At 39.6% G+C, this 25,413-nt stretch carries 25 protein-coding genes and 1 tRNA gene; 1 reads left to right on the forward strand and 25 read right to left on the reverse strand.

Annotated elements, in window-relative coordinates:
- Positions 1–132: 132 nt before the first annotated feature.
- The 25 genes from KB197_RS05885 to efeO form a co-directional block, all read right to left on the reverse strand.
- Positions 133–204 (reverse strand) — tRNA-Arg (locus tag KB197_RS05885).
- A 66-nt stretch (positions 205–270) separates the two neighbouring features.
- Positions 271–1,257: a GMP reductase gene (locus KB197_RS05890; RefSeq protein WP_033688898.1), complete on the reverse strand. Its 987-nt coding sequence runs from the start codon at positions 1,255–1,257 to the stop codon at positions 271–273.
- Positions 1,258–1,430: 173 nt separating this feature from the next.
- On the reverse strand, positions 1,431–2,747 hold the full coding sequence (locus tag KB197_RS05895; RefSeq protein WP_064276078.1) for an McrC family protein: 1,317 nt from the start codon (positions 2,745–2,747) through the stop codon (positions 1,431–1,433).
- Entirely contained in the window at positions 2,734–4,368 is a 1,635-nt protein-coding gene (locus KB197_RS05900; protein ID WP_064276076.1) for an McrB family protein, read from the reverse strand. Before KB197_RS05900 ends, KB197_RS05895 begins: the two co-directional genes overlap by 14 nt.
- A gap of 163 nt (positions 4,369–4,531) precedes the next feature.
- Positions 4,532–5,311 carry an L-threonylcarbamoyladenylate synthase gene (locus KB197_RS05905; protein WP_000160498.1) on the reverse strand — a complete coding sequence of 260 codons (780 nt, stop codon included), beginning with the start codon at positions 5,309–5,311 and terminating at the stop codon, positions 4,532–4,534.
- 25 nt (positions 5,312–5,336) lie between these two features.
- On the reverse strand, positions 5,337–5,930 hold the full coding sequence (gene leuD, locus KB197_RS05910) for a 3-isopropylmalate dehydratase small subunit (protein ID WP_064276074.1): 594 nt from the start codon (positions 5,928–5,930) through the stop codon (positions 5,337–5,339).
- A gap of 9 nt (positions 5,931–5,939) precedes the next feature.
- Positions 5,940–7,322 (reverse strand): 3-isopropylmalate dehydratase large subunit, encoded by a 1,383-nt coding sequence (gene leuC, locus KB197_RS05915; RefSeq protein ID WP_064276072.1) that lies wholly within the window; start codon positions 7,320–7,322, stop codon positions 5,940–5,942.
- A gap of 3 nt (positions 7,323–7,325) precedes the next feature.
- A complete protein-coding gene (locus KB197_RS05920; protein ID WP_212573828.1) occupies positions 7,326–7,595 on the reverse strand; it encodes a DUF1294 domain-containing protein in 270 nt (89 codons plus the stop codon).
- Positions 7,592–8,629 carry a 3-isopropylmalate dehydrogenase gene (gene leuB / locus KB197_RS05925; protein WP_212573829.1) on the reverse strand — a complete coding sequence of 346 codons (1,038 nt, stop codon included), beginning with the start codon at positions 8,627–8,629 and terminating at the stop codon, positions 7,592–7,594. The genes KB197_RS05920 and leuB overlap by 4 nt, the downstream gene beginning before the upstream one ends.
- An 11-nt stretch (positions 8,630–8,640) precedes the next feature.
- A complete protein-coding gene (locus tag KB197_RS05930) occupies positions 8,641–10,203 on the reverse strand; it encodes a 2-isopropylmalate synthase (protein WP_212573830.1) in 1,563 nt (520 codons plus the stop codon).
- A gap of 303 nt (positions 10,204–10,506) precedes the next feature.
- Positions 10,507–11,163 carry an MmcQ/YjbR family DNA-binding protein gene (locus tag KB197_RS05935; RefSeq protein ID WP_064276066.1) on the reverse strand — a complete coding sequence of 219 codons (657 nt, stop codon included), beginning with the start codon at positions 11,161–11,163 and terminating at the stop codon, positions 10,507–10,509.
- Positions 11,164–11,205: 42 nt separating this feature from the next.
- Positions 11,206–11,838, reverse strand: coding sequence for a copper homeostasis protein CutC (locus tag KB197_RS05940; RefSeq protein WP_064276064.1), 633 nt, complete (start codon positions 11,836–11,838; stop codon positions 11,206–11,208).
- A gap of 93 nt (positions 11,839–11,931) precedes the next feature.
- Positions 11,932–12,291 carry a YbaN family protein gene (locus KB197_RS05945; protein ID WP_064276062.1) on the reverse strand — a complete coding sequence of 120 codons (360 nt, stop codon included), beginning with the start codon at positions 12,289–12,291 and terminating at the stop codon, positions 11,932–11,934.
- A 105-nt stretch (positions 12,292–12,396) separates the two neighbouring features.
- A complete protein-coding gene (gene topA / locus KB197_RS05950; protein ID WP_064276060.1) occupies positions 12,397–14,484 on the reverse strand; it encodes a type I DNA topoisomerase in 2,088 nt (695 codons plus the stop codon).
- A 231-nt stretch (positions 14,485–14,715) separates the two neighbouring features.
- Positions 14,716–15,564 carry a DNA-processing protein DprA gene (gene dprA, locus KB197_RS05955; RefSeq protein WP_064276058.1) on the reverse strand — a complete coding sequence of 283 codons (849 nt, stop codon included), beginning with the start codon at positions 15,562–15,564 and terminating at the stop codon, positions 14,716–14,718.
- Positions 15,565–15,652: 88 nt separating this feature from the next.
- Entirely contained in the window at positions 15,653–16,342 is a 690-nt protein-coding gene (locus tag KB197_RS05960; RefSeq protein WP_004269681.1) for a CTP--phosphocholine cytidylyltransferase, read from the reverse strand.
- Between the two features lie 11 nt (positions 16,343–16,353).
- The gene (locus KB197_RS05965; RefSeq protein WP_064276056.1) at positions 16,354–17,232 is read right to left on the reverse strand and encodes a DMT family transporter; all 879 of its coding nucleotides are present in this window, start codon (positions 17,230–17,232) and stop codon (positions 16,354–16,356) included.
- The gene (locus KB197_RS05970; RefSeq protein ID WP_064276054.1) at positions 17,222–18,091 is read right to left on the reverse strand and encodes a phosphotransferase family protein; all 870 of its coding nucleotides are present in this window, start codon (positions 18,089–18,091) and stop codon (positions 17,222–17,224) included. Before KB197_RS05970 ends, KB197_RS05965 begins: the two co-directional genes overlap by 11 nt.
- 16 nt (positions 18,092–18,107) lie before the next feature.
- The gene (locus KB197_RS05975; RefSeq protein WP_064276053.1) at positions 18,108–19,130 is read right to left on the reverse strand and encodes a ribitol-5-phosphate dehydrogenase; all 1,023 of its coding nucleotides are present in this window, start codon (positions 19,128–19,130) and stop codon (positions 18,108–18,110) included.
- 4 nt (positions 19,131–19,134) lie between these two features.
- Positions 19,135–19,842 (reverse strand): IspD/TarI family cytidylyltransferase, encoded by a 708-nt coding sequence (locus KB197_RS05980; RefSeq protein WP_064276051.1) that lies wholly within the window; start codon positions 19,840–19,842, stop codon positions 19,135–19,137.
- A 335-nt stretch (positions 19,843–20,177) separates the two neighbouring features.
- On the reverse strand, positions 20,178–20,348 hold the full coding sequence (tatA, locus tag KB197_RS05985; RefSeq protein ID WP_061864669.1) for a twin-arginine translocase TatA/TatE family subunit: 171 nt from the start codon (positions 20,346–20,348) through the stop codon (positions 20,178–20,180).
- Complete coding sequence (tatC, locus tag KB197_RS05990) at positions 20,332–21,063, reverse strand: twin-arginine translocase subunit TatC (protein ID WP_212573831.1); 732 nt, start codon at positions 21,061–21,063, stop codon at positions 20,332–20,334. The genes tatA and tatC overlap by 17 nt, the downstream gene beginning before the upstream one ends.
- Entirely contained in the window at positions 21,064–22,752 is a 1,689-nt protein-coding gene (locus tag KB197_RS05995; RefSeq protein ID WP_212573832.1) for an FTR1 family protein, read from the reverse strand.
- Positions 22,727–23,941: an iron uptake transporter deferrochelatase/peroxidase subunit gene (gene efeB, locus KB197_RS06000; protein WP_120770145.1), complete on the reverse strand. Its 1,215-nt coding sequence runs from the start codon at positions 23,939–23,941 to the stop codon at positions 22,727–22,729. Before efeB ends, KB197_RS05995 begins: the two co-directional genes overlap by 26 nt.
- A gap of 5 nt (positions 23,942–23,946) precedes the next feature.
- Complete coding sequence (gene efeO, locus KB197_RS06005; RefSeq protein WP_212573833.1) at positions 23,947–24,819, reverse strand: iron uptake system protein EfeO; 873 nt, start codon at positions 24,817–24,819, stop codon at positions 23,947–23,949.
- Positions 24,820–25,003: 184 nt separating this feature from the next.
- On the opposite strand from efeO, the gene KB197_RS06010 reads away from it, so the two are divergent.
- Complete coding sequence (locus KB197_RS06010; protein ID WP_125447156.1) at positions 25,004–25,303, forward strand: YbaB/EbfC family nucleoid-associated protein; 300 nt, start codon at positions 25,004–25,006, stop codon at positions 25,301–25,303.
- Positions 25,304–25,413: the final 110 nt, after the last annotated feature.

The following is a 25,413-nucleotide window of genomic DNA, read 5'->3' on the forward strand; positions in this document are numbered from 1 at the left end:
CCCCTGAGTCACTTTAAAACGGGACTGGAGGGGATTTGGGCATTCATTGGAATGAGATTTTCAGTTTTAGGGGCAAATTTAGGGCCGGATAAAGAAAAAAGCCCTATTAAAGGCTTTTTTAGGATGTTTACATCCACCCTGAGGGAATCGAACCCCCATCTCAAGAACCGGAATCTTACGTGATATCCATTACACTAAGGGTGGAAACTTGTTTTATTATAACAAAAATTTGCTCTAATAACAAGTTTTTTTCTGGTCAGATAGCCCGTCTTAGTGGGAAGCATCCCCATTCCAGATGGAGTTTTTCACGATCACATAATCAACGTGTTTAAGGTCAGCAACCTGACGCCCGCCTGCATACGAAATAGCACTTTGAAGGTCTTGTTCCATCTCAGTTAAAGTGTCTTGCAAATGACCTTTGGCAGGAAGCAAGATACGTTTACCCTCCACATTTTTGTAAGCACCTTTTTGATATTGAGAAGCTGAACCATAGTATTCTTTGAACTGTTCACCATCAACTTCAATCGTTTTTCCTGGACTTTCGATGTGTCCTGCAAAGAGGGAACCAATCATAACCATGCTAGCTCCGAAACGGATAGACTTGGCAATATCGCCGTGAGTACGAATCCCTCCATCAGCGATAATCGGTTTACGGGCAGCCTTGGCACACCAGCGTAGAGCAGCCAACTGCCAACCACCTGTCCCAAAACCAGTCTTGACCTTGGTGATACAAACCTTACCAGGACCGATTCCAACTTTAGTAGCATCCGCACCTGCATTTTCTAATTCACGCACTGCTTCTGGTGTTCCCACATTTCCAGCAATGACAAAAGTATCTGGCAATTCTTTCTTGATGTGTTGAATCATAGAAATCACGCTATCTGCATGACCATGAGCAATGTCAATCGTGATGTATTCTGGAGCATCAGCCTTGAGCTGGCTAACAAAATCATACTCATAGTCTTTAACACCGACAGATATAGAAGCAATGAGACCTTGCTCGTGCATGCGTTTAATAAAAGGAATGCGTCCTTCCTCATCAAAACGGTGCATAATGTAGAAGTAGCCCCCTTTAGCTAGTTGCTCTGCTACATTTTCATCCAAAATCGTCTGCATATTTGCTGGTACAACAGGTAGTTTAAAGGTATGATTTCCTAGAGTGACACTTGTATCAGCTTCTGCACGGCTTTTAATGACACATTTATTTGGAATCAATTGAATATCTTCGTAATCAAAAATTGGAAATTCATTTAACATATCGATGTCTCGTTTCTTTTGTAATGACCTACCTATGCTCTCGCATCACTACGTCTTTTACGACGTTTCCTTGATTTATTATAAACTAAAGTACAGTTTCTGTCAAATAATTTCATAAATTAAAATATATTGTTCGGTTTTTATTGTATAAATAATAAAAGAAAGAGGAGAGATTATTTTCTCCCCACTTCGTTAGCAATATTCCTTTTAAATATTTCTTCGGAGTTTTCCAGCATTTCACAAAATTCACTATAAGATGAAGACTCCTGAGGAATTTGGATAGACCATTTCTTCAACAAAGCTCCATAACCTGCTAACTTTCCTATCTCATTATCAACAATCTTGTCCTTGCTCGGAAAAACAAGACCAGCCTTCTCAGCTTTCAAAATATAAGAATAGGAAATCAGCTGGAATAAGTCCTCACGGTTGATTCCTTTTTCAGTCAATTCCAGTTTTTTATACTTAGCATCTAATACTATTTTAAGCTCTTCTTGATAAAAATCTGGATATACTTTTCTTTCTTGACTAGAAAATACTGAAATTCCGTCCGTCTTATCTTTATTTCGTGGATGGATGAAATCTTCTGGCAACAAGGTATGAACATACTCTTCCCAAAGCCAGGCAACATCAAAAAGAATACCATGAATTTTTTGATCTTGATACCCTAAACCGTGCTTTTCTTGGTTTAGGATCATCAGACAAAGTTCTTGTAACTTTCTGTACTCGTGAAAATATGCATGACGTATCGGTTTAGATTGATTTACCCGAATAATCTTAGCACGATCAGCTAGTTTATAAGAGGGCGTTACACGCACGATTTCAGCTACGTTTTCACGACTAGTTGAGAGATTATCTAGTACCCCTTGACCAATACTTTTCTGGTTCTTAATGTATTCAATAGTATGACGGACCAACTGCATGAGGGGATTATCATAGGTGAACTCTCTCGTTGTGTAGGCAATATTTCCTGTGAAAGGAAGGTTTTTCTTGAGATGGTTTCTTACATCAATCACTCCCTTAACATTACTGTCATTATGAGAAAATCGATGGTATTCCTTATAAAGACCTTTTCGAATAGCAGCTTGTAGATACTTGGGGAAGAGATACATCAAAAGTTGATAAAGCCTCTCTTCACGAGACAAAGCAACATCTAAACTAGTGAGATTGATATGAAGAACCTTGTGTAAGAGATAATGCAAAAAATGGTCATTACTCTCATCAGAAAAACGAGAGGAAATCGTTAATCTTTCCTGACCACAACCCAGAAAACCAATCACATTTCCTGTCTTGATTTCCTGATTAACTGTTTCAAAGATTTTTTGGTCCTTTTCTAAGTCAGGAGAATTCTTCAAATCATTTGGAAAAATGAAAACACGTTCATCTTGGGATAGACTTTCCAAGGTTCTGTCTAAAAGAAGATTGCTTAGTTTAGGATATTCTTCAACAAATTCTTCTTTAACAATCTTGTGTTGATTATCAGTGATCCGCATCATCGTTTTCATCGCCTTCATTGTCATCAGCTACTGTCTGATCTTTTTGCTCATTCTTTGTCAGATCGAATGCTTTTTTCAATGTTTCTAGAGTTTCAGCTTCATCATAAGAACCACGTACATAATCTTCCAAAAGCGGTTTGAGATAATCAGACCAGAGTAATTCATAGTCAAAATTTATATACTGCAACTCACAGAAATAACTTGGTCCAATATGGTAATGACTGTTTAATTCTTGAACGTTTTCAATAGCAGCATTCAAGTTTCTTAGTCTAGTTTTAGCTTCTTCAGCACACTCACCTAGTTCTTTATCTAGAATATAAAGTTGACTTTCAGCCGTAACTTCAACAAATCGGAAACGACGACGCATAGCAAAATCAAAAGTATCAACAGATCTATCTATATCATTCATAGTTCCGATAATATAGACATTGTCAGGGATATAAAATTTCTCATCAGTTTCATGTAAATTAGCATATTGGGTAGATACACTTCCCTTTTCACCACGATAGCCTTTATCAATTGAGAAAAAGAGTTCTCCAAAAATCTTAGAAATCTCACCTCGGTTAATTTCATCAATGATGAAGACAAAATTATCTTGACCTCCGGTTTTCTTAGCGTCTCTAGCTTTCTGACAAAACTTCTTAAAAATGCCATCTTGGAGCTTAAACTCAATAGCTCCATCCCCATTTGATACCGGTCTCAACCCCTCTACAAAATCAGTATAGTCATAAGATGGGTGAAACTGTACAAAGCCTATTTGATCTTCATTGCCACCTGTTAATTCTAAGGCAATTTCTTTAGCAAGGTATGTTTTTCCCGTCCCTGGCGCACCACGAAGGATGAGATTTGGAGACTTTAATAGAGATTGAGTTAATTGATGACGAAAATTGTTTGATGAATCCATTGTACTATTTTCTTCCTTATTTTCCATAAAAAGCTTAGAATACTCAAAAAGCATAGTTCCTAATTTCGATGGCTCCAACTCAGGATAAGTTTTGGACACCAGTTCAATTATTTTATGATTTTGCAGATAAGGTCCACCTTGATTTGTCTGAGAAACAAAGTGGCTCCAAAATTCTTTCTGACTATTAATATTTACACCAAAGAAAGGATTCCCCTCAGAATAGATACAAAGTAATTTTGTCACCATAGCAGAACGACCAATAAATTCATTTGTTGATCTTTTCATATCAAAAATAGGATTTTCAAAGTTAAAACGAATACCTTCTTTGATAATTTCATACAAATCTGATTTTAATTTTGAAAATCGTTGATCCAACTCTGAAATCTCATTATTAGCTTGATCTTTATATTTGTTTGTTTTTTTATTCCAATAAATACCAAATTTTGAAGCTGAGCCACCAGAAATTCCAAGAAATAGATTTTTGTATTTTCCCTTCTCAAGAGCGTAGCACAAAGACTTATTTTGCTGTCCCTTTCCTATTACATATTCATCGATTGACATTGTTAAAATCCTATCTAAAGGCCATTCCTGGAGAAACTCTTCTTTTAATTTATCATTAAACTTTTCACCAGCAGCTGCCTTATTTAATAACTCTTCTTTATTTAGACTATACCATTTATAAAAATCTTCTAAACTAACTTTTCTTTTATTCATCAATCTAACTCCTTTTACTAATGATGTTTAAATATTAGCATTACTTATTAACATATATTTTATAAATAGAATACCATATTCTATAGAAAAAGCAAAGAATTTCTATAAAAAAGCCTAGTATTATGAGCTGTAATGTCTCTTAACACTAGACTTCTTTTTTATCTTAATAATACTCTCCCTGACGGTAGTCCCATGAGTTAAAGGTATCTGACAGGTGCATCATGATTTTATCAATGTCAAGCCCTTTACGAATCACAACTGGGGCTGGTGAAGTTGAACGTGCTCCTCCTTGTTCTGGAATAAGTTTACCATCTTTATCGACCATAGACACCATCACGCCTTGCTCGTAGCGAGTTTCAATCGTTTTGTCAGGTTGGATAGATGCCACATAGTCGTCTGCTTCAATGACAAGGTCCACTGCTCCTTCGATACGTTCTCCGATACCTTCAACCTTACCACGGTTTCCTTTTCCAGATGGGTTTGCAGATGAGGCATAAACCATTTTACCTTCTTCCCAAAGTTTGGCAGCTAATTGTTCTCCAGCTTTCCCGAATTTGATAACAAAACAGCTAGTACCACGCACGTCAGTCATGAGTTCTTCACGGCCATCCCCATAAGCTTTGAGTTTTTCAAAGGCTTCTGGTTTCCAAGGAAGGATACAACCGAGTAGAATGTCTTCGTCCCAATGTTTTTGGTAAAAGGCTTCAATTTCTGGGTTAAGTTGTGCTAAAGCGCGAAGCTCATCCATGCTACCACAAAGTACAACACCTGGCTTGTTACGGTTACGCTCTTTGGCTGCGAACTTGCGCTCAAGTCCTGCCTTGTCGCTAGTCATGATAATGTAACCAACTTTAGTAGGGCAAACGATACATCCGCCTTCACCTTTTAAAATGTCGTAGCCTTCTTGTGAAAGTGTTCCGTTCCATTGAATGTGTTTTGTCATAGTTCTATTTCCTTTTCTATTTTTTCTAATCCTGCCAGTAGGCTGGTCGTTGTTTTTCATATGCAGCAATCAAGTCTTCATACTGCAAAGTAATACCGATATCATCCAAACCATTTAAGAGCTTGTGTTTCCATTCGCTGTCGATTTCGAAAGTGAATTCTCCAACTGGTGAGATAATTTTTTGTTGTTCTAAGTCCACAGTTACCTGATCAGCTGGTTTCAAGTGGGCTAGTTTCTCTCTAACCTCTCTGGGCTGAACAATAGGTAACATGCCATTATTGAGTTCATTATTGTAATGAATGTCACCGAAAGATCCTGCAATCACAACCTTAAAACCATAGTCGGCTAGAGCCCAAGCCGCGTGTTCCCTCGAAGAACCTGCTCCAAAGTTATCTCCTGAGATGAGGATACTAGCTTTGCGGTATTCAGGTCGGTTAAAGACAAAGTCAGGATCCTCAGTATACTTGTCATCCAGATAACGCCAAGCATACATGAGGTACTTACCAAATCCTTTTTTATCAATTAACTTTAGAAACTGCTTGGGTAGGATTTGGTCGGTGTCGATGTTATCATTCATGAGAGGAACGGTCGTTCCTGTATAAACTGTAAATTTCTCCATATCCTCTCCTTACTGGGCCTCTGGCATTTGCCGAACATCTACGAAGCGCCCTGCGATAGCTGCCGCAGCTGCCATGGCTGGACTGCAGAGATGGGTTTTAGCACCAAAGCCTTGTCTGTCTTCAAAGTTACGGTTACTGGTCGAGGCGCAGTGGACACCATCAGGAACCTTGTCCGGATTCATCCCTAGGCACATTGAGCAACCTGGGTCTCTCCACTCAAAGCCAGCATCTAAAAAGACCTTATCCAAGCCCAACTTCTCAGCAGCTCGTTTGACAGGACGAGAGCCTGGAACCACGATAGCCGTTAAGTTAGGAGCTATTTTCTTCCCTTTGACAAATCGCGCAGCCAGCTGCAAGTCACTGAGACGAGCATTGGTACATGAGCCAATAAAGATATAGCCTAGTTCAATATCCGCTGGCTTTTGACCAGGCTCCAAATCCATGTAATTATAGGCACGCTCATCATTCATATCCTTAATTTCTGGGAATCTACTGTCAAAGTCAACACCCATAGCAGGATTGGTTCCCCAGGTTACCATAGGAGCCAAGTCTGAGACATCCATCCGGATAACTTTATCGTAAACAGCATCATCATCGCTGACAATTGTTTTCCAATCAGCCACAGCCTCCTCGAAATCTTCGGGAACACATTCCCGTCCCTTGAGATAGTCATAGGTAGTCTGATCTGGATTCATGATTCCCATCTTAGAACCAAACTCGATGGACATATTGCAGATGGTCATTCGCTCTTCCATGCTCAGTGCATCAATCGCTTGTCCCCGATATTCCACCACATAGCCAACACCACAGGCAACACCGTACTTGGCAATCAAGGCTAAAATGTAGTCCTTGGAATAAACTCCTTTTTTAGGAACTCCTGTGAATTCTACCAGCATTTTCTTAGGTTTAACTTGCCAGAGGGTCTGGGTAGCAAAGACATGCTCGACCTCACTGGTTCCAATCCCAAAGGCGATTGCTCCGAATGCTCCGTGGGTTGCTGTATGGCTATCCCCACAGACGATGAATTTCCCTGGTTGGGTTCGTCCTGTTTCTGGACCAACCATGTGAACGATCCCCTGCTTTTCAGAACCGTGGGCAGCATGTTCAATCCCAAACTCCTCAACATTTTCAGCAAGCTTATCAATTTGCGCTTTAGAAATCACATCTCGAATATCGTAGATATTGACTGTCGGGACATTGTGGTCAAAGGTTCCAAATGTCAAGTCTGGTCGTCTCAATCTGCGACCTGCGTCTCGTAATCCTTGAAAAGCTTGGGGACTGGTCACTTCGTGGATATAATGCTGGTCCACATACATGAGTTGGGGCTGCCCCTCTTCTCCTGTGATGACATGACGGTCCCATAATTTATCAAAAATCGATTTTCCTGCCATCCATTACCTCCAAATAAAATATAAGGCTACTAGTGTGGTTATCATCCCGAGAAACCAAACCGTCTTAAAGTACCATTTTCTAGTCTTGTGATGAAAGATGATTCCTGCTAACCAGGCACCAAAACCACCACAAGTAAAGGCTAAAATGAGTAAGATTTTCTCAGGGATGCGCCAAGCTCTTCTCCTTACCTTGGATTTGTCAACGCCATAAATCACGAAAACCATGACATTCCAAATCAAAAGGACTAGAGTAATTTTTTCGTCTAACTTCATATCCTTGCAATAATAGCTTCCGTCATTTCCTTGGTCGAAGCCTGTCCACCTATATCTCTTGTTAAAATGCCAGCCGCTAAACTTGCCTCAACAGCACGCTCGATACGTTCCGCATCCTCATAACGTCCAAAACTGTCTCTCAACATCATGGCAACTGATAAAATCATAGAAATAGGATTGGCAATTCCTTGACCTGCAATATCAGGAGCTGAACCGTGAATGGGCTCATAGAGACTTGGTCCATTTTCAGAATGACTGGCTGATGGCATGACTCCTAGTGTACCTGATAGAACGCTTGATTCATCAGATAAGATATCTCCGAAAAGATTCTCCGTCACGATAACATCGAACTTAGCAGGATTGGTAATCATAAGCATAGCAGCTGAGTCCACCAGCTGGTGTTCCAAGGTCACATCTGGGAAATCCTGTGCGACCTTCTCAGCTACTCTTCGCCAGAGTTTTGATGTTGCCAACACATTTTGCTTATCGATACTAGTAACGATTTTTCTGCGATTTCTTGCAATTTCAAAGGCCTTGCGAATAATCCGCTCTACTTCTTCATAGCTATAATCATTGATATCACGCGCTTTTTGCTCTCCAAGGATATGGTCCCCAAAGTAGATACCACCTGTCAACTCACGCACTACGACAAAGTCTACACCAGCAATTCGTTCTGGTTTGAGTGGTGACAAATGCTTGAGACTATCAAAGATTTTTACCGGGCGAATATTGGCGTAAAGATTGAGTTCCTTACGGAGAGCCAGCAAGCCTTGTTCAGGGCGAACCGCTGCTCCATCATACTGAGGACTACCGATAGCCGCTAAGAGGATAGCATCTGCTTCCCTACTTGCCTTGAGGGTTTCATCAGGTAAGGGATGCCCTGCAGCATCAATACCTGCACCTCCAAAGGGTCGTCTGTCAATCTCATAGTCAAAACCTGTTTTTTCAGCTAGAGCTTCCAGAACCTCTAAACCAGCTTCCATGATTTCTGGGCCGATTCCGTCCCCTGCTAGAGCTACTATTTTATTTGTCATAGCCTTCTCCTTTACATACTAGGAATATCGCGATAGGAAACGCTACGTCCCATCTCACCAGCATTCTCTTTTTGAACAAAGGTATTAGCATTGATGTAGGCAATAGCCGAAGCCTTCAACACATCGAAATCAAGACCTGCTGCATTAAAGATGGTTTCTGTATCTCTGTTTTCAACAGTGACCAAGACCCGAGCCTGGGCATCAATTCCATCTGTCACAGCGTCAATAGTATAGGACACCAAGCGGACAGATTGGTTAAAGAACTTATCGATAGCATTAAAGATCGCTTCAACAGAGCCTTGTCCGGTTGCATTAAATTCGACTTTCTCACCATCCATATTGGCTAGGCTAACGAGCGCTTCAATGTCATTGTCTGCATGAGTTTGAAGTTGTAAATCATCAAAGTGGAATCCTTCTGGATTTTCAACCATGGTTCCAGCTACCAGAGCTCGAATATCTGCATCTGTGATTTCTTGTTTCTTATCTGCCAGAGCCTTGAACTTAGCAAAGAGCGGTTTGATATCTTCTTCTGTATAATCTAGGGCCAATTCTCTTAGTTTCTCAACAAAGGCATGGCGGCCAGACAATTTACCAAGCGGAAGACTATTACTCTTAACTCCAACCAATTCAGGGGTGATAATTTCATAAGTAAGAGGATTTTTAAGGACTCCGTCTTGGTGAATACCAGACTCGTGAGAAAAGGCATTGCCACCAACCACAGCCTTGTTTTTAGGAACTGGAATACCAGAGAAGCGAGAAACCATTTCTGACGTATTGATAGTCTCATTTAGGACAATACTTGTTTCTGCTTGATAGTAATCTTGGCGAATATTGAGGGCAACTGCAATTTCTTCCAAAGCAGCATTTCCAGCTCGCTCCCCAATACCGTTGATAGTTCCTTCAACACGCCCCGCACCATTCTTAACAGCAGCAAGGCTATTTGCAACTGCCATTCCAAGGTCATCATGACAGTGAGGCGAATAGATAATCTGACGATCCGTCTTAACATTCTCAATCAAGTATTTGAAGATAGTTCCGTATTCCTCTGGTGTGGTAAATCCTACCGTATCAGGGATATTGATATAAGATGCACCTGCATCAACAGCTGTTTGAACAACTTGCAGGAGGAAATCCAACTCTGTTCTGGTTGCATCTTCAGGAGAGAACTCGACAACCTCAAACTTAGAACGTGCATAAGAAACATGCTCCTTGATAGCTTCTAAAATCTCTTCCTTGCTCTTATTGAGCTTATACTTGCGGTGAATCGGACTGGTAGCGATAAAGACATGAATTTGAGGATACTTGGCATCCTTAAGAGCCTCATAACAAGCATCAATATCAGATTTTACAGAACGAGCTAATCCTGTCACTGCTGTTTTCTTCAAGACCTTGGCAATCTCCTGAACTGCTGTAAATGAGTCAGGGCTAGCCGCTGGAAAACCAGCTTCAATTGCTGAAATGCCCCATTTCTCCAGCTGCCTTGCTATGGCAATCTTTTCCTTGATTGAAAAGTTAACACCTGGTGTCTGCTCTCCATCCCGAAGGCTAGTATCTAGAAATTCAACTGTTCTCATAAGATTTCCCCTTTTCCAAATGTGGTTTTAAAAAAACATCTCGCTTAGAAGTCCAAGCGAGATGTTGATTCACTCCCGCTTGGTAAGCCAAACAGGACTAATGCTTTTTGCACTAGCCCGAGTACCTCAACAACAAAGCAAATTGATTAAACTTAGCTGTTTTCATGTTTGACTTTCTCCTTCGTTTGATGTCTTGTTTAGTATTTTAGCATAGGCAAAAGTACTTGTCAAGAAAAAATCCAATATTTTCTGAAAATTTCTTCAGTAGAGAATATTTTGCTAATTGAAAATTCTTGAAATGTTTCATTTTTTAATAGTTAAATTCCAACTGATTTCTAGCAAATCTAGAACTTCATCATCAGATAAAGTCTCATCAAGAGCAAGACTAATCCAGTAGCGTTTGTTCATATGAAAGGCAGGATAAATACCTTTTTGTGAAAGCAAGTCAGCTACTTGGTCATGTTTGAGGTTGACTGCTTCCACTTGTCCTTCTCTGCCCTTTTCCAGCTTATTCCAAGAGATTTTCATCAAGACGGCATACCACTTTTTATTTCCTTCGTGTCTTAACACTGCTGTATCAGGCGATTTCTCCCACAAATATTCCAACTGATTTCCATACTTTTCCTGAACCTGAGTTACGATTCGCTTAGTCTGAGGACAGATAAAATCTTGTGCATCAAAACAAGTCTTCCGAATTTGGTAAAGAATCTCCAGACAAGCCTCACGGACACTTGCAACAAAACTTCCTTTAAAACTTTCCATATGGACTTGAGGATAGAGGTCACCAGTCTCCTGGTCAAAGACTTGAAAACTCACATTATCAGCAGTGATGGATACAGTCATGACAAAGTCACCTTGCAAAATCTGGCAACTATAGGTCCAGACTCCATCATTTTCTACAAAACCATAAGTACGAGCCTTTTCTTTATTAAATTGATAGGATTTAAAAATTTCAAACATAAGTGAAAACTGCTACTCTAAGCAGCAGTTCCTTTCTATTTTTTAAAAGACAACCTTAGTACCATGTAGTTGTGTCACGCTCAGCTGGTCAATAAAGGTTTGACGGTTGTCAAGGTCAATCCCCCCACCTGGTAGAATTTCAATCTTACCTTTAGCGTGCTCTAAAATTCTGTGATAGTGAGCAAAACGTTTTTCTAAGGAGTCACCAGACACACCAGCACGAGTTAGGATACGAGTGACTCCAGCTTGACTAAGCCAGTCAATAGCTTCCAGTTGATCATCATCACTTAATTCATCAAAGGCCATGTGGAAGACAATTTCCATTCCTTTAGATGCGGCAATCAGCTTCTCAAGATTAGCTTTATCCAACTTCTTATCAGCAGTTAAAGCTCCAAATACAACCCCTTGACTTCCAGTCTGAGCAGTTAAACGAATGTCTTCTAGCATAATAGCAATTTCTAGGTCATTGTAGACAAAGTCTCCACCACGTGGACGAATCATGGTCATGATGGTCGTATCGTAGTTAGGTGCCAATTCAACCGCTGCCTTGGTCACTCCATAGCTTGGTGTTGTTCCTCCCACTGCTAGATTATCACAGAGTTCAATTCGACGAGCTCCAGCCTGCATCGCTTTTTCAAGCAACGTCACATTTTCAGCACAAAATTCGTAAATCATTTGATTCTCCTTGAAGATTACTTTAAATTTATTATATCATATTGTTGTGAATATGTTTTCATTTTTATCAAGGGAAATAGTTACAAATTTTACTTATTCTTTATCTGGAATGACCTTGAAGAGATAATAAGTGATAAAGATGGTCAAAGCACCCAGACCGATTTTGACTGGTAAAAGAGGTGCAAAATAAATGGAAATTCCCATTAAGATGTAGATAGAGACAATAATCTTTTTTTTACGTTCACGCGCAATAGACTTAGTCTCGCGAAAATCAGCCACATATGCTTGATAGAGTTTGGTATGATAAAGCCAATCTTCGAAGCGCTTGGAACTTCTTGAGAAACAAGCAATAGACAACAAAAGAAAAGGCGTTGTCGGCAATAAGGGCAAAACAACCCCAATAATAGCCAAGGCCAGTGATAAAAAACCAATTATCAGATAAATAATACGCATAACTTCTCCTAGTTAAAATAATCTTCTTCTAGTTTCGCATACAATGATGAATTTTGTCAAGCTCCAACCAAAAAGAGCCTGAAATTCACTTTCAGGACTCTCCTCTTATTTAATCTTTTCTTCTTCGTAGTCACCCTTGCTACAAACAACCTGCTTGCCACCACCACGGACTTTTTTCTCCATAAGGAAGTTGCCACATTTTGGACAGTCACGACCAACAGGCTTGTCCCAAGAGGTAAATTCACATTCTGGATAGCGATTGCAACCATAGAAAAGGCGATTGCGTTTGGTTTTACGCTCAATGATTTGTCCCTGATGACAGCTTGGACACTCAACACCAATCTCTTTCACTATTGCTTGGGTATGACGGCAATCTGGGAAATTGCTACAAGCGTAGAACTTACCAAATCGACCAAGTTTAATAACCATTGGACTGCCACACACTTCACAATCAAATCCAGCTGGTTCATCCTTGATCTGGATTTTCTCCATTTCTTCTTCAGCCTTGGCAACCTCTTTAGAGAAAGGTTTGTAAAAGGCATCAATGACACGTTGCCACTGCTCTTTTCCGACTTCGACATCATCCAGCTTGCCTTCCATTTCAGCTGTGAAGGTCACGTTTACGATATCTGGGAAATATTCAACGATGAGCTTGTTAACAATTTCTCCCAACTCTGTCGGTTCAAAACGTTTGGCTGCAAGGCGAACATAATAACGTTTCTGAATGGTTTCAATGGTTGGTGCGTAGGTTGACGGACGGCCAACCCCATTTTCCTCCAAGGTCTTGATCAGTGTCGCTTCAGAATAGCGAGCAGGCGGTTGGGTGAAATGTTGCTCTGGTTTGCTATTGACCTGTTTGACCACATCTCCAACAGCCATATCTGGTAACATCTTATTCTTGTCAGAATCATTATAAATGGTAAGATAACCATCAAACTTAACCTGACTACCATTGGCAGCAAATTGAACCCCATTTTGAGACAATTTAACAGCCATAGTATCAAAGACAGCAGCTGTCATCTGGCTCGCCACAAAACGATTCCAGATAAGAGTATAAAGCTTGAGTTGATCCTTATCCAGATACTTAGCGATGCTTTCAGGTGTATTAAAGACACTAGACGGACGAATAGCCTCATGGGCATCCTGAGCTCCAGAAGCATTTTTGACCTTACTACCATGCTTAGAATACTTGCTACCAAAACGGTCCGTAATGAAACTTGCTGCTTCGTTCTGAGCTACAGGACTGATACGAGTCGAATCGGTACGCATATAGGTAATCAAACCTTGAACACCAGAGCCGATATTAATTCCTTCATAGAGCTGTTGGGCAACCATCATGGTTTTTCGAGTACGGAAATTGATTTTATTGGCAGCATCCATCTGCATAGATGAAGTGGTATAGGGTAATGGAGCATTGCGTTTGCGCTCTTTCTTATCTACCTGATCCACTGAAAAATCTTTGCTAGTCAGACGAGACAAGACTTCCTTGACCTCATCATTACTAGTCAGTTTCAGCTTTTTACCATCCACTCCATAGAAGGAAGCCTGAAATTGCTTGGTTCCCTTTTTAAAGACGCCATCAATTGTCCAGTATTCCTCTGGATGGAAGGCATTGATTTCATTTTCACGGTCAATGATTAACTTAAGCGCAATAGACTGTACGCGCCCTGCTGACAAACCCTTCTTGACCTTTTTCCACAAAATAGGCGAAATCGAATACCCTACCAAGCGGTCCAAAACACGACGAGCCTGTTGGGCATCGACCAAGTCCATATCAATCTTACGAGGTTCTTTAAAAGCATTTTTGACCGCATCCTTGGTGATTTCATTGAAGACCACACGGTTGGCATCATTTTCATCCAAGTTGAGAATATGAGCCAAATGCCAAGAAATCGCTTCTCCTTCACGGTCCGGGTCACTCGCCAGAAAGACTTTATTAGCTTTTTTAGCTTCTTTTTTCAAGTCATTGATAAGAGGACCTTTTCCTCGGATATTGATATATTGCGGTTCATAATTATTTTCAATATCGACGGACATACTGGATTTCTTCAAATCACGGATATGCCCAACACTGGCTAAAACCTTGTAATTTCTGCCTAGATATTTCTCAATCGTTTTCGCCTTAGCAGGAGACTCCACGATGACTAGATTTTTTTTAACTGTTGATTTTTTCTTTTTTGTTGCCGTAGCCACAGTATCACACCTTTTCAAAGTAATAAACTTTATAAAGTGTAAACCATTTTTTGAACCCTGTCAAGACTTAGCTACTATAATAGAAGAAAAGTTTGTCTAGTAAGCGGACTTTCTTCTTATACTCAATGAAAATCAAAGAGCAAACTAGGAAGCTAGCCGCAGGTTGCTCAAAACACTGTTTTGAGGTTGCAGATGGAAGCTGACGTGGTTTGAAGAGATTTTCGAAGAGTATTAAAATTCAAATTCCGCAAGAACATCCTTCCCACTTGTAACCAATTTTGCCCCTTCTTGAATCAAATGATGGCAACCGTCTGATAGTCCATCTAAAATACTTCCAGGAATAGCAAAAACATCGCGTCCTTCTTCCATTGCTCGCTCACAGGTAATGAGACTACCTGAGCGCATCTTGGCCTCTGCTACAATCACACCACGGCAAAGTCCAGCAATGATGCGATTACGGGCAGGAAAATGAAATTTCAGAGGTTGTTCGCCAGGTCCATATTCACTGAGAACCAGATGGTCATTGCCGATGTAGTTTTGCAAGCGTTTATTGGCTTTAGGATAAAACACATCCAGTCCTGTTCCAATCACTGCAATGGTTTTTCCGCCATTTTGAAGAGCTGCCATATGGGCTGCTGTGTCTATTCCCTTGGCTAATCCACTGACGATAACCAGTTCATTTTCCAATCCTTGAATGACTTTTTCAACTGACTTAGCTCCCTGTTTGCTACAAGCACGACTACCGACAACTGCTACCTTAGGGAATTTCAAGAGATCCAGATTTCCCTTGTAAAATAAAAGTACAGGCGCATCATAAATTTCACTCAAATCCCAAGGGTAACAGTCATCTAAAATAGAGAAAGATGGAAATTTTTGAAACTCCTTCTCCAAATGCGCATCGTCTATCTGAAAATAACGTTCCATAAAAACAGCTGGATTTCGGCAACCTGATATATCTGCAATATCACCCAACAAAAGCTCCTGATCGACATTTTCACCGTATTCTAGGACTTTCAAAATCTGTTGATTGGTCAAACCTGATTCTTTTAACTTATAGATTTCATAATTTGTGATTTTCATAAATATCTCCATTTCTTTTTCTACTCATCTATTTATTCGTAAAAAATCAAAAAAAACATCCGACTATTTTAGCCAGATGTTGGAATTTTTAATTTTCGTTTTTAAGAATTTCTTCTAATTTATGATAGTCTTGGACACTATCGATTTCATAGATGCTATTGCCTTCTAATTCTTCAACATAGACATCTAGCTCTTTGATATTATCCTTAACCATATTGTCCCAGTAGAGATCAACAAATTCACCACTTGCATAGGCCTTGTCAATAAAGCTAACAATTTTTTCTGCTGTTGGAGCATCCCAGAAGGATACACCACTAAGAATGCGACCTGCCTTGCTATCAACAATAATGTCTTGAACCTTGTAGTCATCTCCATAGACCAAGAACCATTCGTTGGTACAATCTTCACGATAGACACTAAAATAAGTCGAACGAGTCAAATCATTGCGGAACATATTTTTAAAGAGATAATTATCGGCATCAATAACATAACTGTTGGCCAATTCTTCTTTTACAAGATAGAGAGAATAAAAGTTATTGTAGTCAGCGTATTTATCATTGAAGACGAGGTGAACACCATATTTTTCTTTCAAGTAATCGAATTGTTCTTTAAGGTAACCAACAATGATGATGATGTCATTGATTCCTTTTTCTTTTAAAAACTCAATTTGGTATTCAATCAAGGGTTTTTGATTAACTTGAACCAAGGCTTTAGGGGTATTTTCAGTCATAGGACGCAAGCGAGTTCCCAAGCCCGCTGCTAAAATGATGGCTTTCACACGAATCTCCTTTATTCTTTAATAATAATATAAACTCCAGCAATGACGACAAGTGAAGTAATAATGGTCAGCATATCTAGCGGTGCACCCAAGAAAACAACTGCAAACAAGACTGTCCAAACTACATAACTCACGTTCAATCCTGTAGCCTTGGCTGGTTGCAAGCGATTGATAGCGATATAATAAGCCAAGTAAGAAATCATATCAAAGGCTGCAAAGACAATCATAAGAACTAACAATTGTCCATTGGCCACTTCTGCAAATGACTGATGAGAGAAGAGCACAATCACAAGATAGGACAAGAATGAAGTCACTTGACGAATTAAGAGGGCTTCGATTTCACTCAATTCACTTTCCATGGCAAAAGAGCTAAGAACACTCTCACTTCCCCATGCAATAGCACAAACCAAAGCACAGAGAATTCCAATATAGAAAGAATTAACCTGTTCAACCTTATAGGTCTGAGCAATTATCCCTCCAATAATCAAGACAATCCCAAACACAGTATTTTTCGAAATCTTATGCTTCAAAAAGAAGAAAGCCAATAAAACTGAAATAGCAGGATAGATAGCGGATACAGATGAAGCTAAAGAACTTCCGATATACTTAACTGCATAAAGATTGGCCTGCATACCGATAGGGCCTGCTAGCAAGGCTCCGATGATCACACTCACATTGCGAATATTTAAGAAAATTGAGAGACGAACTTTTCCTTCTTTTACCAAGAGAAAAGCTAGTAAGATAAAGATACTCAAGAAATCGTGAGCAGCGGCCACCACAAAGGGCGACAAATCTGTAAAGATAGAAAAGATATAAGCACTAATCGTTAGACCTAACCCCCAGAAAATACCTGAGAGTAGACCAAAAGAAACTCCATTTTTATTTTTCATCTGAACCTCCATAATATGACAAACCTTTAACAGCTCTTTGGAAACGATTCACACCATAGTCTCCAAAATCTGCGCCTTGCTCTTCCTTATAGACAGTCCATAGACTCCAAATAGTATCTTGTAAAATTTTATAAATGGTAATCTTTTCACGAGAGACAGATGTTTGCTCACTCTCATAGTGAGACAAGAAGGCTTCTTCCTCTTGACGAGTGAATTCAGACTCTAAAAAGAGAGCAGCCAAATCCCACATTGGATCGTTCATTGATGAATATTCCCAGTCAATCAGATAAAGTCGTCCTTGAGGTGATTCTATAAAGTTTTCAGGCACCAAATCAATATGACAAGATTTTCTGTCAACACCTAAGGCAGCCAGTCTTTTCTCTAAGGAGAAGACTTCTTCTCTAACTGCTTCATAGTTAGCATAAGGGATTTTTTCGTCAATCAAAGATTCGTATTTTTCGATTTCTTCAAAAGGAGCAAATTCTCCCCTTAATTCCTTACCAGAAGCATGAATGGTTTGTAAAATTGGAGCAATTTTATCGAACTTGGTCTTGATTGACGTTGAATCAAGTGTAATAGCAGATTCGATATACTCATTTACTTTGATACCAGCTTCAATATCAAAAAGATAATTTTTTACATCTAAATCTAAATCTTTTAGTAGTTCAAGATTGTACTTTTCATCTTGACGATTAATCAGTTTTTCTGTCCCTTTACCAAAGAATTTAACAATGTATTGCTTATTTGTTGTTTTGGCCAAATAGTTTTGATTGGTCATTCCCCCCAGTTGTTCAACACTGAGGACTTCCTCTTCTTGACTAAGTAAGGAAAAAATTTTTTCTTTAATGATTTTCTCCACAATTAACCTCCAGGACTTATACTTCCCACTTAAACACTGTTTTAAAGGCTGTGTTTAAATCGGTCGCAAAGACACGGTGAATATCTTTAATTTCTCTTACAGGTTCTTCTAGATAAAGGATATTTTTAAGACGATTGGCAAATTTCTTGACTTCCATCATTTGGATTGCATTTTCAAAATCGATGCGACCAGAACGAGAGGAGCCTACCAAGAGCAAGCCCTTTTCTAAGGCATCGCGTGTATTGAGATTGACTTTATATTCACTAACGCCCATCATGAGAATTGTTCCCTGAGGACGAATATAGCGAATCAAGTCATTAATAGCTGGTCCAGTACCATCACCACCACAACACTCAAAAGCATGGTCAAAGGCCAAATCTTCAGGAATATTATCAGTAATATAGCATTCTTTGGCAAAAGAGAAAAGTTCCAATTTTTCCCAATGACGACCAATAACCACAATCTCTGCTTCTGGCAAAGTATAGTTGATAATATTGGCAACCACAAATGCTAAACTTCCATCTCCGATAACGGCGATTCGGTCCCGCTTGCTATGAGCAAGGGTCAATAGACGATTCATAGCGTGCATGCCGACACTGACAAACTCTGTAATGGCTGCAACCGTATCTTCAATAGCATCATAAGCCACCACACGGTCTTTAGGAAGAGAAACAAACTCTCTCATAAAGCCATCAAATCCACTAGACAAGAAATGGGTCCCTGTCATGTAGTTCTCATAGAATTCTTCATCGCTCTGCATAGGAGGCTGATTGGGAATCATAACAACCTTTTGACCAACATCGTAGGTTCCTGTCGGGTCAGAAATAACGGTTCCACATGACTCGTGAATCATTGCCATTGGAAGTTTTTTATTCAAAATCTTTGGATCACGTTTTCCTTGATAGTAACGCTGATCCGCATGACAGACCGCCATATAATTAGGGCGGATGAGGATATGATTCTCTTGATCAATAGCCTCTTCCTGGTATTTGACATTGATAAACTTAGGCTTTGTTAGTTGGTAAATTTGATTAATCATTTTATTACTCTTCCTCAATCATGCTTTTTGCAATCTTCAGATCTGTTACTGTAGTAATTTTCAGATTTGAATATTCACCCTTAGCCAAGGCTACATTTTTTCCTTTGATCACAAAGATTTTACATGCATCTGTTAAGATTTCTTTCTCTTCGGCAGAGAGAGAACCGTAAAGGTCCATGAAGTCCTTACAACGGAATGTTTGAGGTGTTTGTCCTTGATAGAGGTGAGCACGATTTGGAATATCTGTAATAAATTGACCGTTAGTGCTTTCAACGATAGTATCAACCGCTTCTACCACTGTGTCCACTGCGTCATGATTTTGAGCAAGTTTGATATTGTCTTGAATCATGCGAAGCGTAATGAATGGACGAACAGAATCGTGGGTAACAACGATATCCTCTGGAGTAAGCGGACGATAAGCATCGATGGCTTCAATGATTTTCTCAATACTCGTATTACGGTCAGCACCACCTTTTGTAATGATGATACGATCCTTATGAAGGGGCAGATATTTATCTACAAGATCCTCTGCATGGGAAACCCAGTCTCCATGAACCCCAACTACAATTTTTTCAATGCTTGGTTCCAAGACAAATTTTTCAATTGTATGAACCAAGATAGGTCGATCACCTAGCTCTAAAAATTGTTTTGGCAAGTTACTGATTCCCATACGTGTGCCAGTTCCACCGGCAAGAATTCCTGCATAAATCATCTATTTTCTCCTTTGTCTTACTAAAAAACTTATTCTCTCTATTATACCACAATCTAGTCCTATCATAAAAGAAATACTAGTCATCCCGTTCTAGAATGGGAGGATTAAGGAGTTCTATTATTCAAAGAAACTAATCCATTTCTAGTAGTGACTAGGAATTCAATAGTCATTACTAATAAATGGCTGTGAAATTTTAGAGTTCTTCAGAATAATATAGTTTTCTTAAAGAAAACTTAAATTTATATTTTCTTAATACAAGAAAAAGCTAGGAAATGGTAAATTGTCTGACAGAGACACACTTCCTAACTTATTATTTTTAGTAAAACTCACAAGTCTTACTCTTCCTTATCTTGATTTTCTGCTCCTTTAACTGCTTTTTTAAATTCAGATAGCATTTTACCGATTGACTCGCCTAGTTCAGGCAATCGTTTTGGTCCAAAAATCAATAGAGCTCCTAAAACGATAATAATCAATCCTGGTGCTCCGATATCACGTAAGATTCCCATTTCTCTCTCCTTTCTGCTTGCGTTTCATAATGTGTTTGCTGATGGCAATACTTAATTCATAGAGTAATATCAAGGGGGCAGTCATTGCCAAATCGCTGACAAAGTCAGCTGGTGTCAAGATGACTGCGAGTACCAATAAGATAAAATAAGCATATCGGCGATAAGTAATCAATAACTCTGGTCCAATGAGTCCAATCGACGTCAAAAAGGCAATGATAACTGGCAATTCAAAAATCAGGGCCAAGGGCAAGGTCGTTTGAAAAACAAAGGACAGATAATTTTGGGCGGTTAACTGCGTCTCAAATAGTTCTTCTCCTAGCCCTAATAAAACCTGAAGTAAGGCTGGTGTTACAAAGTAAAAACCAAAAGCCAGTCCAACTAGAAAACAAAGGAAACTAGCTGGAATATAGGCAAAAATAGCTCTAGCTTCTTCCTTCTTTAAACCAGGTTTAATGAAAGACCAAATATGATACACCGTGTAAGGTAGGGTGATAGTAAAGGCCATCAGACTAGCTAAGCGTATGTAAATCCATAAAATATCATTTGGCCCTAAAACAATCAACTTTTGCTGAAAAGATTGGGTCACATACTGGTAAATCTGGTCTGCAAAAAGCAGAGAAACACAGAATACCAAAAAGAAACAAATGACTACTGCCAATAATCTCTTTCTAAATTCTACCAGATGTTCAACGATTGTCAATTCTTTTCTATCCATTTATTTTTCACCCTGTCTGAAAGTGACAATCAAGACAATAATGGCAAAGAGTAGCTGGCTGGCCAAACCTTCCCAACTTGGGTAAATTCCAAGTAAGTCGATAGTTGGAAAGCCTGTCAGCAAGTGATTTGGTGCCATATTGGTCAACTGAAGAGCATGGATACTAACTCCCAGCATCTTGAATGCCAAAGCATAAATCATCCAAGTAAGGATAAAGAAGACCTTATGAGGTAGGAAGAATTGACTGGCCTTATTCATCACGATTGCAATAATTACAAGAACCAGCAAGGCAAGTGAAATGCCCAAGACAAATTCAAAACTGGAAATTCTTGGTAAAATCCCAACATAAAAGAGAATGGTTTCTGCTCCCTCACGGAAAACAGCTAGGAAACTGAGAGCAAACATGGAAATAAAGGAGCCTGTCTTGGTCACTGTTTCCATTTGTGACTCCATAAAGGTATTCCATTTTTTAACTGAAGATTTGCTGTGAAGCCAAATTCCAATCACAATCATCATTGCTACCGCAAAAATTCCAACTGCTCCTTCGATGATTTCACGATTGGAGCCTGATGTCACTGCTGGAAAAGCAATTTGCAGGATGAAAGCAATGACCAGACTGGCCATAATTCCGGTGATAGCACCACCATAAACCCACTTGAGTCCCTTTCGCATCTTAGCTGCTTTCAAGGTCGTTACCAAGGCCATAACGATTAAGAGAGCCTCTACTCCTTCTCTTAGGAGAATGAGCATAGCATCAAAGGCATTGTAACGTGCACTGGTATCAATTTGCGATAAATCTGCAATCAGTTTTTCTAATTTTTCTTGGTATTCCTTTTCGCTTCCCTTGACCATAATCACAGGGCTTTCGCTTTCCACTCGAGTATAGAGGGAAGGATTGGTCGTGCTAACAGAGCCCTCAATCGTTGGCCAGATAGTGATGAATTCCTTCATACTAGCTGCTCCTGCTACTTGGTCACCAGCTTGGAATTGTTCCAAAGCCTTTGTCAAAAGGGCAATACCGTCTTTGAGAGTCAAATCAGAAGATGTTGCTACGACTTCTTTTCCAGTTACAAAATCATCAATAGACTTTTTTAAGTCCTCAAAGGAAGTCTGGATGGAGTTAAAATCAGTAGGCTCAGTTTCTATGCTACTACGCAAGAAGGATATGGCTGTTTCAACACGTCCATAATGGGCCGTACTATTGTCACGAACCACACTTTCATTAATGGTCCAAGTAGAATTCATTTTCTTAAAGGCTTCTCGAACCTTTTCCAAATCTTTGGAGGCAATAGCCTGTTCCAAGGCTTCAAAACGAGGACTTAGACGGTTCACCAATTTTTCTTTTTCCGCATCTAAGTCAACAGGATTTTGTTCTTTTTCAAAGGCTAACAGGGCTGCAGAAATTTCGGTGAGTTTGTCTTCAGTAATCTCGCCTGATTGAGCTAACTTTTCCTTAACGACTTTACCAGCCTCAGAATTGCTGTCTTCTACTCTTTCAAAGTCTATTGCTATCTCCGTAACGAGTTTCTTAGCCTCAGACTGATTCCCATTTTTCACTGCTTTAGACGCATCTGTGATTTTCACAAAGTAAGAACTCAGACTTTCTTGGGCACCTACTGGGGAAAGAATTAAAAGTGACAAAGTTAAAACCAAGAACCAGCTTTTAGCCTTCCAATAATTTCTGACCAATGTAGCCTCCTTTCTCCACACCACCAAAGCAAGCAAAGAGTCCACTACCGATGTGAGTGATGTATTCATTCATCTTATCTGTAGCACCTAGATTGGTTTGAACCTTAACAAAATTATCAGGATCCTTCTGGAAAGAAATGAAAAGCAAGCCCGTATCAAACTGACCAGTTTTTTCATCAATCCCATCTGAGTAAGAATAAGAACGACGCAAAAGTGGTTTCTCCACTTCCTTGGCCAAACGGACATGCGAATCATCAGGCAAAAGACTCAAATCCACTTCATCAAACTCATTTTTCTTACCAAAGGGGGCACCACTTTCCTTGTAACGACCAAAAGTATTTTCTTGTTCTTCAAGACTGGTGCGATCCCAGGTCTCTAAAAACATCTGAATCCGACGAACTGCCATATAAGAACCATTTTCCATCCAGTCCTTACTATCAGCCCAGATGACGCGGTCAAAATCTTTCTCTTTGCTTGGATTTGCTGTTCCATCCTTAAAACCAAAGAGGTTACGCGGTGTCTCCATTCGATCTCCGATAGCTGCAAATCCAGACTGACTCCAACGAAGGGTCACTGCATTTCTCCCCTTACGGATGAGATTGCGAATAGCGTGAAAGGCAACTTGCTCATCATCGGCACAAGCCTGAATCACAATATCTCCACCTGTATATTTTTCACGCAATTGCTCTTTAGGAAAAGGCGGTAAATCCCTGAACACTTGAGGACGCTTATTTTCCAAGTTCATCTTTTTCAAGAAACTGGCAGACACACCAAAAGTCAGCGTTAAACGATGAGGATTGAGCCCGACTGTTTCACCAGTATCGCTCGGAGGCAAGAGAGTATTTTTCCCATCTTTTTTGACCAATTCCCCCTCGACCAATTTGGCACTATAATCCGTCCAATCCTTAAACAACTGGATAATCTTATCCTTATCCGTCGTATGCAAGTCCAAGACCACAAAATAAATATTCTTTTGCATGGGCGTACTAATCCCAGCTTGATGCTTGCCATAAAAAGCAATTTTTTCATTTCCGTACGAGATTTTTTCCTGACTTCCTAGCTTAGGTGCGAAAAAAGCAGAAGCACCAGAGAGTCCTAGCGCTAAACCAGCCCCTCCAATGCCTGCTTTTTTTAGAAATTCTCGACGGTCCATTTTCTTATCAAAAAACTTTTCGTCTTTTTCAGTCATGACTCTTATTCTCCACTAAGAAATTTACCCATTTGCGATAGAGGTTCACCAAGTTTTGTCACAGCTTCTGACAATTCTTTGGTATCTTCTTTTGTCAAATCAGTATAGAGCTTGTAGTGTTCCTTGTCGATCATGTGTTTGTCCAACAAGCTATTAACAGATTTGAAATCTGCTTCCAATTCTTTAACTAGGTTAGCGTCTGATTTTTCAAGCAAAGGTTTAAAGAGTTGGAAAATCTTCTCAGCTCCCTCAATATTGGCACGGAAGTCATACAAGTCTGTATGAGAATAAACTTCCTCTTCACCTGTAATCTTGCTTGTCGCTACTTCATTGAGCAAGTCAACTGCCCCAGTCAACATAACCTTGTAGTCCACATCCACAGTTGCAATCTTGGCTTTCAATTCCTTGATATCATTGACCAACTGATCACCATAGCTTTCAGTTCCTTTAGTTGTATTGTCTTCCCAAAGGATACGCTCGATACGGTGGAAGCCTGACCAGCCTTCTTCTGTCTTGTTTTCGTCCATATAGTCTGCTAAACGGAAGTCAATCTTGACATCTGACTCACCAAAACTCTCGGCAATCGGTTCTGAACGCTCATAGGACATACGAATCAGTGGATAAACTTTCTTAGCCTCTTCTAATTTGCCTTCTTTCAACAATTTGACAAAGCCTTCCGTATCTGTCAACAGTTTATCGATTTGCTCTTGCACAAAAGTTTTATAGTCAGAAGTGGCCTTATCAAGCATTTTTTGCTTGTCTTCAGACAAGGGTGTCACCTTGGACGAATCACTTGTGTTGCTTGGCTTAGATTGATTATTAGCACAAGCTGTCAATAGCAAGGCTGAAGATAAAAGGACAAAACCTAGTTTTTTCATTGTTTACTCCTATTGGTTCAGGAAACCTGAATTAATTTTACGTTTCATTATACCATGTTTTCACTCATTTTTCAATAAATTTTCAGACAATTTAATATTGAGTAACTTATACTAATAATAGACTTTTATCCTCAAAATTGATAAAATAGGAAAGAAAATAAGATAAAAGGAAACTGAAATCACCATGATGAACATGCAAAACATGATGCGTCAAGCACAAAAACTTCAAAAACAGATGGAACAAAGCCAAGCTGAGCTTGCTGCTCTGCAATTTGTTGGCAAATCTGCTCAAGACCTTGTTCAAGCGACCTTAACTGGAGATAAGAAAGTTGTCAGCATTGACTTCAATCCAGCTGTCGTTGACCCTGAAGACCTTGAAACTCTTTCTGATATGACCGTTCAAGCCATCAACTCTGCTCTTGAACAAATCGATGAAACTACCAAGAAAAAACTAGGTGCTTTCGCTGGAAAATTACCATTCTAAGCATAAGAAAAAGGCTCTTTAATATCTGTAGGTAAGTCCCCCTACAGATAATATAGAGCCTATTTTGTTGTCTTGAAAATATCTGAAAATATCAAATCAATGCTTCTATT

The organism is Streptococcus sp. 11-4097, from assembly GCF_018215285.2.
Lineage (GTDB): Bacteria > Bacillota > Bacilli > Lactobacillales > Streptococcaceae > Streptococcus.

Excerpts from the sequence above, each read along its gene's own strand:
- KB197_RS05890 (WP_033688898.1), bottom strand. The coding sequence starts at position 1,257 with ATGTTAAATGAATTTCCAATTTTTGATTACGAAGATATTCAATTGATT.
- KB197_RS05895 (WP_064276078.1), bottom strand. The coding sequence starts at position 2,747 with ATGCGGATCACTGATAATCAACACAAGATTGTTAAAGAAGAATTTGTT.
- KB197_RS05900 (WP_064276076.1), bottom strand. The coding sequence starts at position 4,368 with ATGAATAAAAGAAAAGTTAGTTTAGAAGATTTTTATAAATGGTATAGT.
- KB197_RS05905 (WP_000160498.1), bottom strand. The coding sequence starts at position 5,311 with ATGACAAAACACATTCAATGGAACGGAACACTTTCACAAGAAGGCTAC.
- leuD (WP_064276074.1), bottom strand. The coding sequence starts at position 5,930 with ATGGAGAAATTTACAGTTTATACAGGAACGACCGTTCCTCTCATGAAT.
- leuC (WP_064276072.1), bottom strand. The coding sequence starts at position 7,322 with ATGGCAGGAAAATCGATTTTTGATAAATTATGGGACCGTCATGTCATC.
- KB197_RS05920 (WP_212573828.1), bottom strand. The coding sequence starts at position 7,595 with ATGAAGTTAGACGAAAAAATTACTCTAGTCCTTTTGATTTGGAATGTC.
- leuB (WP_212573829.1), bottom strand. The coding sequence starts at position 8,629 with ATGACAAATAAAATAGTAGCTCTAGCAGGGGACGGAATCGGCCCAGAA.
- KB197_RS05930 (WP_212573830.1), bottom strand. The coding sequence starts at position 10,203 with ATGAGAACAGTTGAATTTCTAGATACTAGCCTTCGGGATGGAGAGCAG.
- KB197_RS05935 (WP_064276066.1), bottom strand. The coding sequence starts at position 11,163 with ATGTTTGAAATTTTTAAATCCTATCAATTTAATAAAGAAAAGGCTCGT.
- KB197_RS05940 (WP_064276064.1), bottom strand. The coding sequence starts at position 11,838 with ATGATTTACGAATTTTGTGCTGAAAATGTGACGTTGCTTGAAAAAGCG.
- KB197_RS05945 (WP_064276062.1), bottom strand. The coding sequence starts at position 12,291 with ATGCGTATTATTTATCTGATAATTGGTTTTTTATCACTGGCCTTGGCT.
- dprA (WP_064276058.1), bottom strand. The coding sequence starts at position 15,564 with ATGAAAATCACAAATTATGAAATCTATAAGTTAAAAGAATCAGGTTTG.
- KB197_RS05965 (WP_064276056.1), bottom strand. The coding sequence starts at position 17,232 with ATGAAAAATAAAAATGGAGTTTCTTTTGGTCTACTCTCAGGTATTTTC.
- KB197_RS05975 (WP_064276053.1), bottom strand. The coding sequence starts at position 19,130 with ATGATTAATCAAATTTACCAACTAACAAAGCCTAAGTTTATCAATGTC.
- KB197_RS05980 (WP_064276051.1), bottom strand. The coding sequence starts at position 19,842 with ATGATTTATGCAGGAATTCTTGCCGGTGGAACTGGCACACGTATGGGA.
- tatA (WP_061864669.1), bottom strand. The coding sequence starts at position 20,348 with ATGGGAATCTTACGTGATATCGGAGCACCAGGATTGATTATTATCGTT.
- tatC (WP_212573831.1), bottom strand. The coding sequence starts at position 21,063 with ATGGATAGAAAAGAATTGACAATCGTTGAACATCTGGTAGAATTTAGA.
- efeB (WP_120770145.1), bottom strand. The coding sequence starts at position 23,941 with ATGACTGAAAAAGACGAAAAGTTTTTTGATAAGAAAATGGACCGTCGA.
- efeO (WP_212573833.1), bottom strand. The coding sequence starts at position 24,819 with ATGAAAAAACTAGGTTTTGTCCTTTTATCTTCAGCCTTGCTATTGACA.
- KB197_RS06010 (WP_125447156.1), top strand. The coding sequence starts at position 25,004 with ATGATGAACATGCAAAACATGATGCGTCAAGCACAAAAACTTCAAAAA.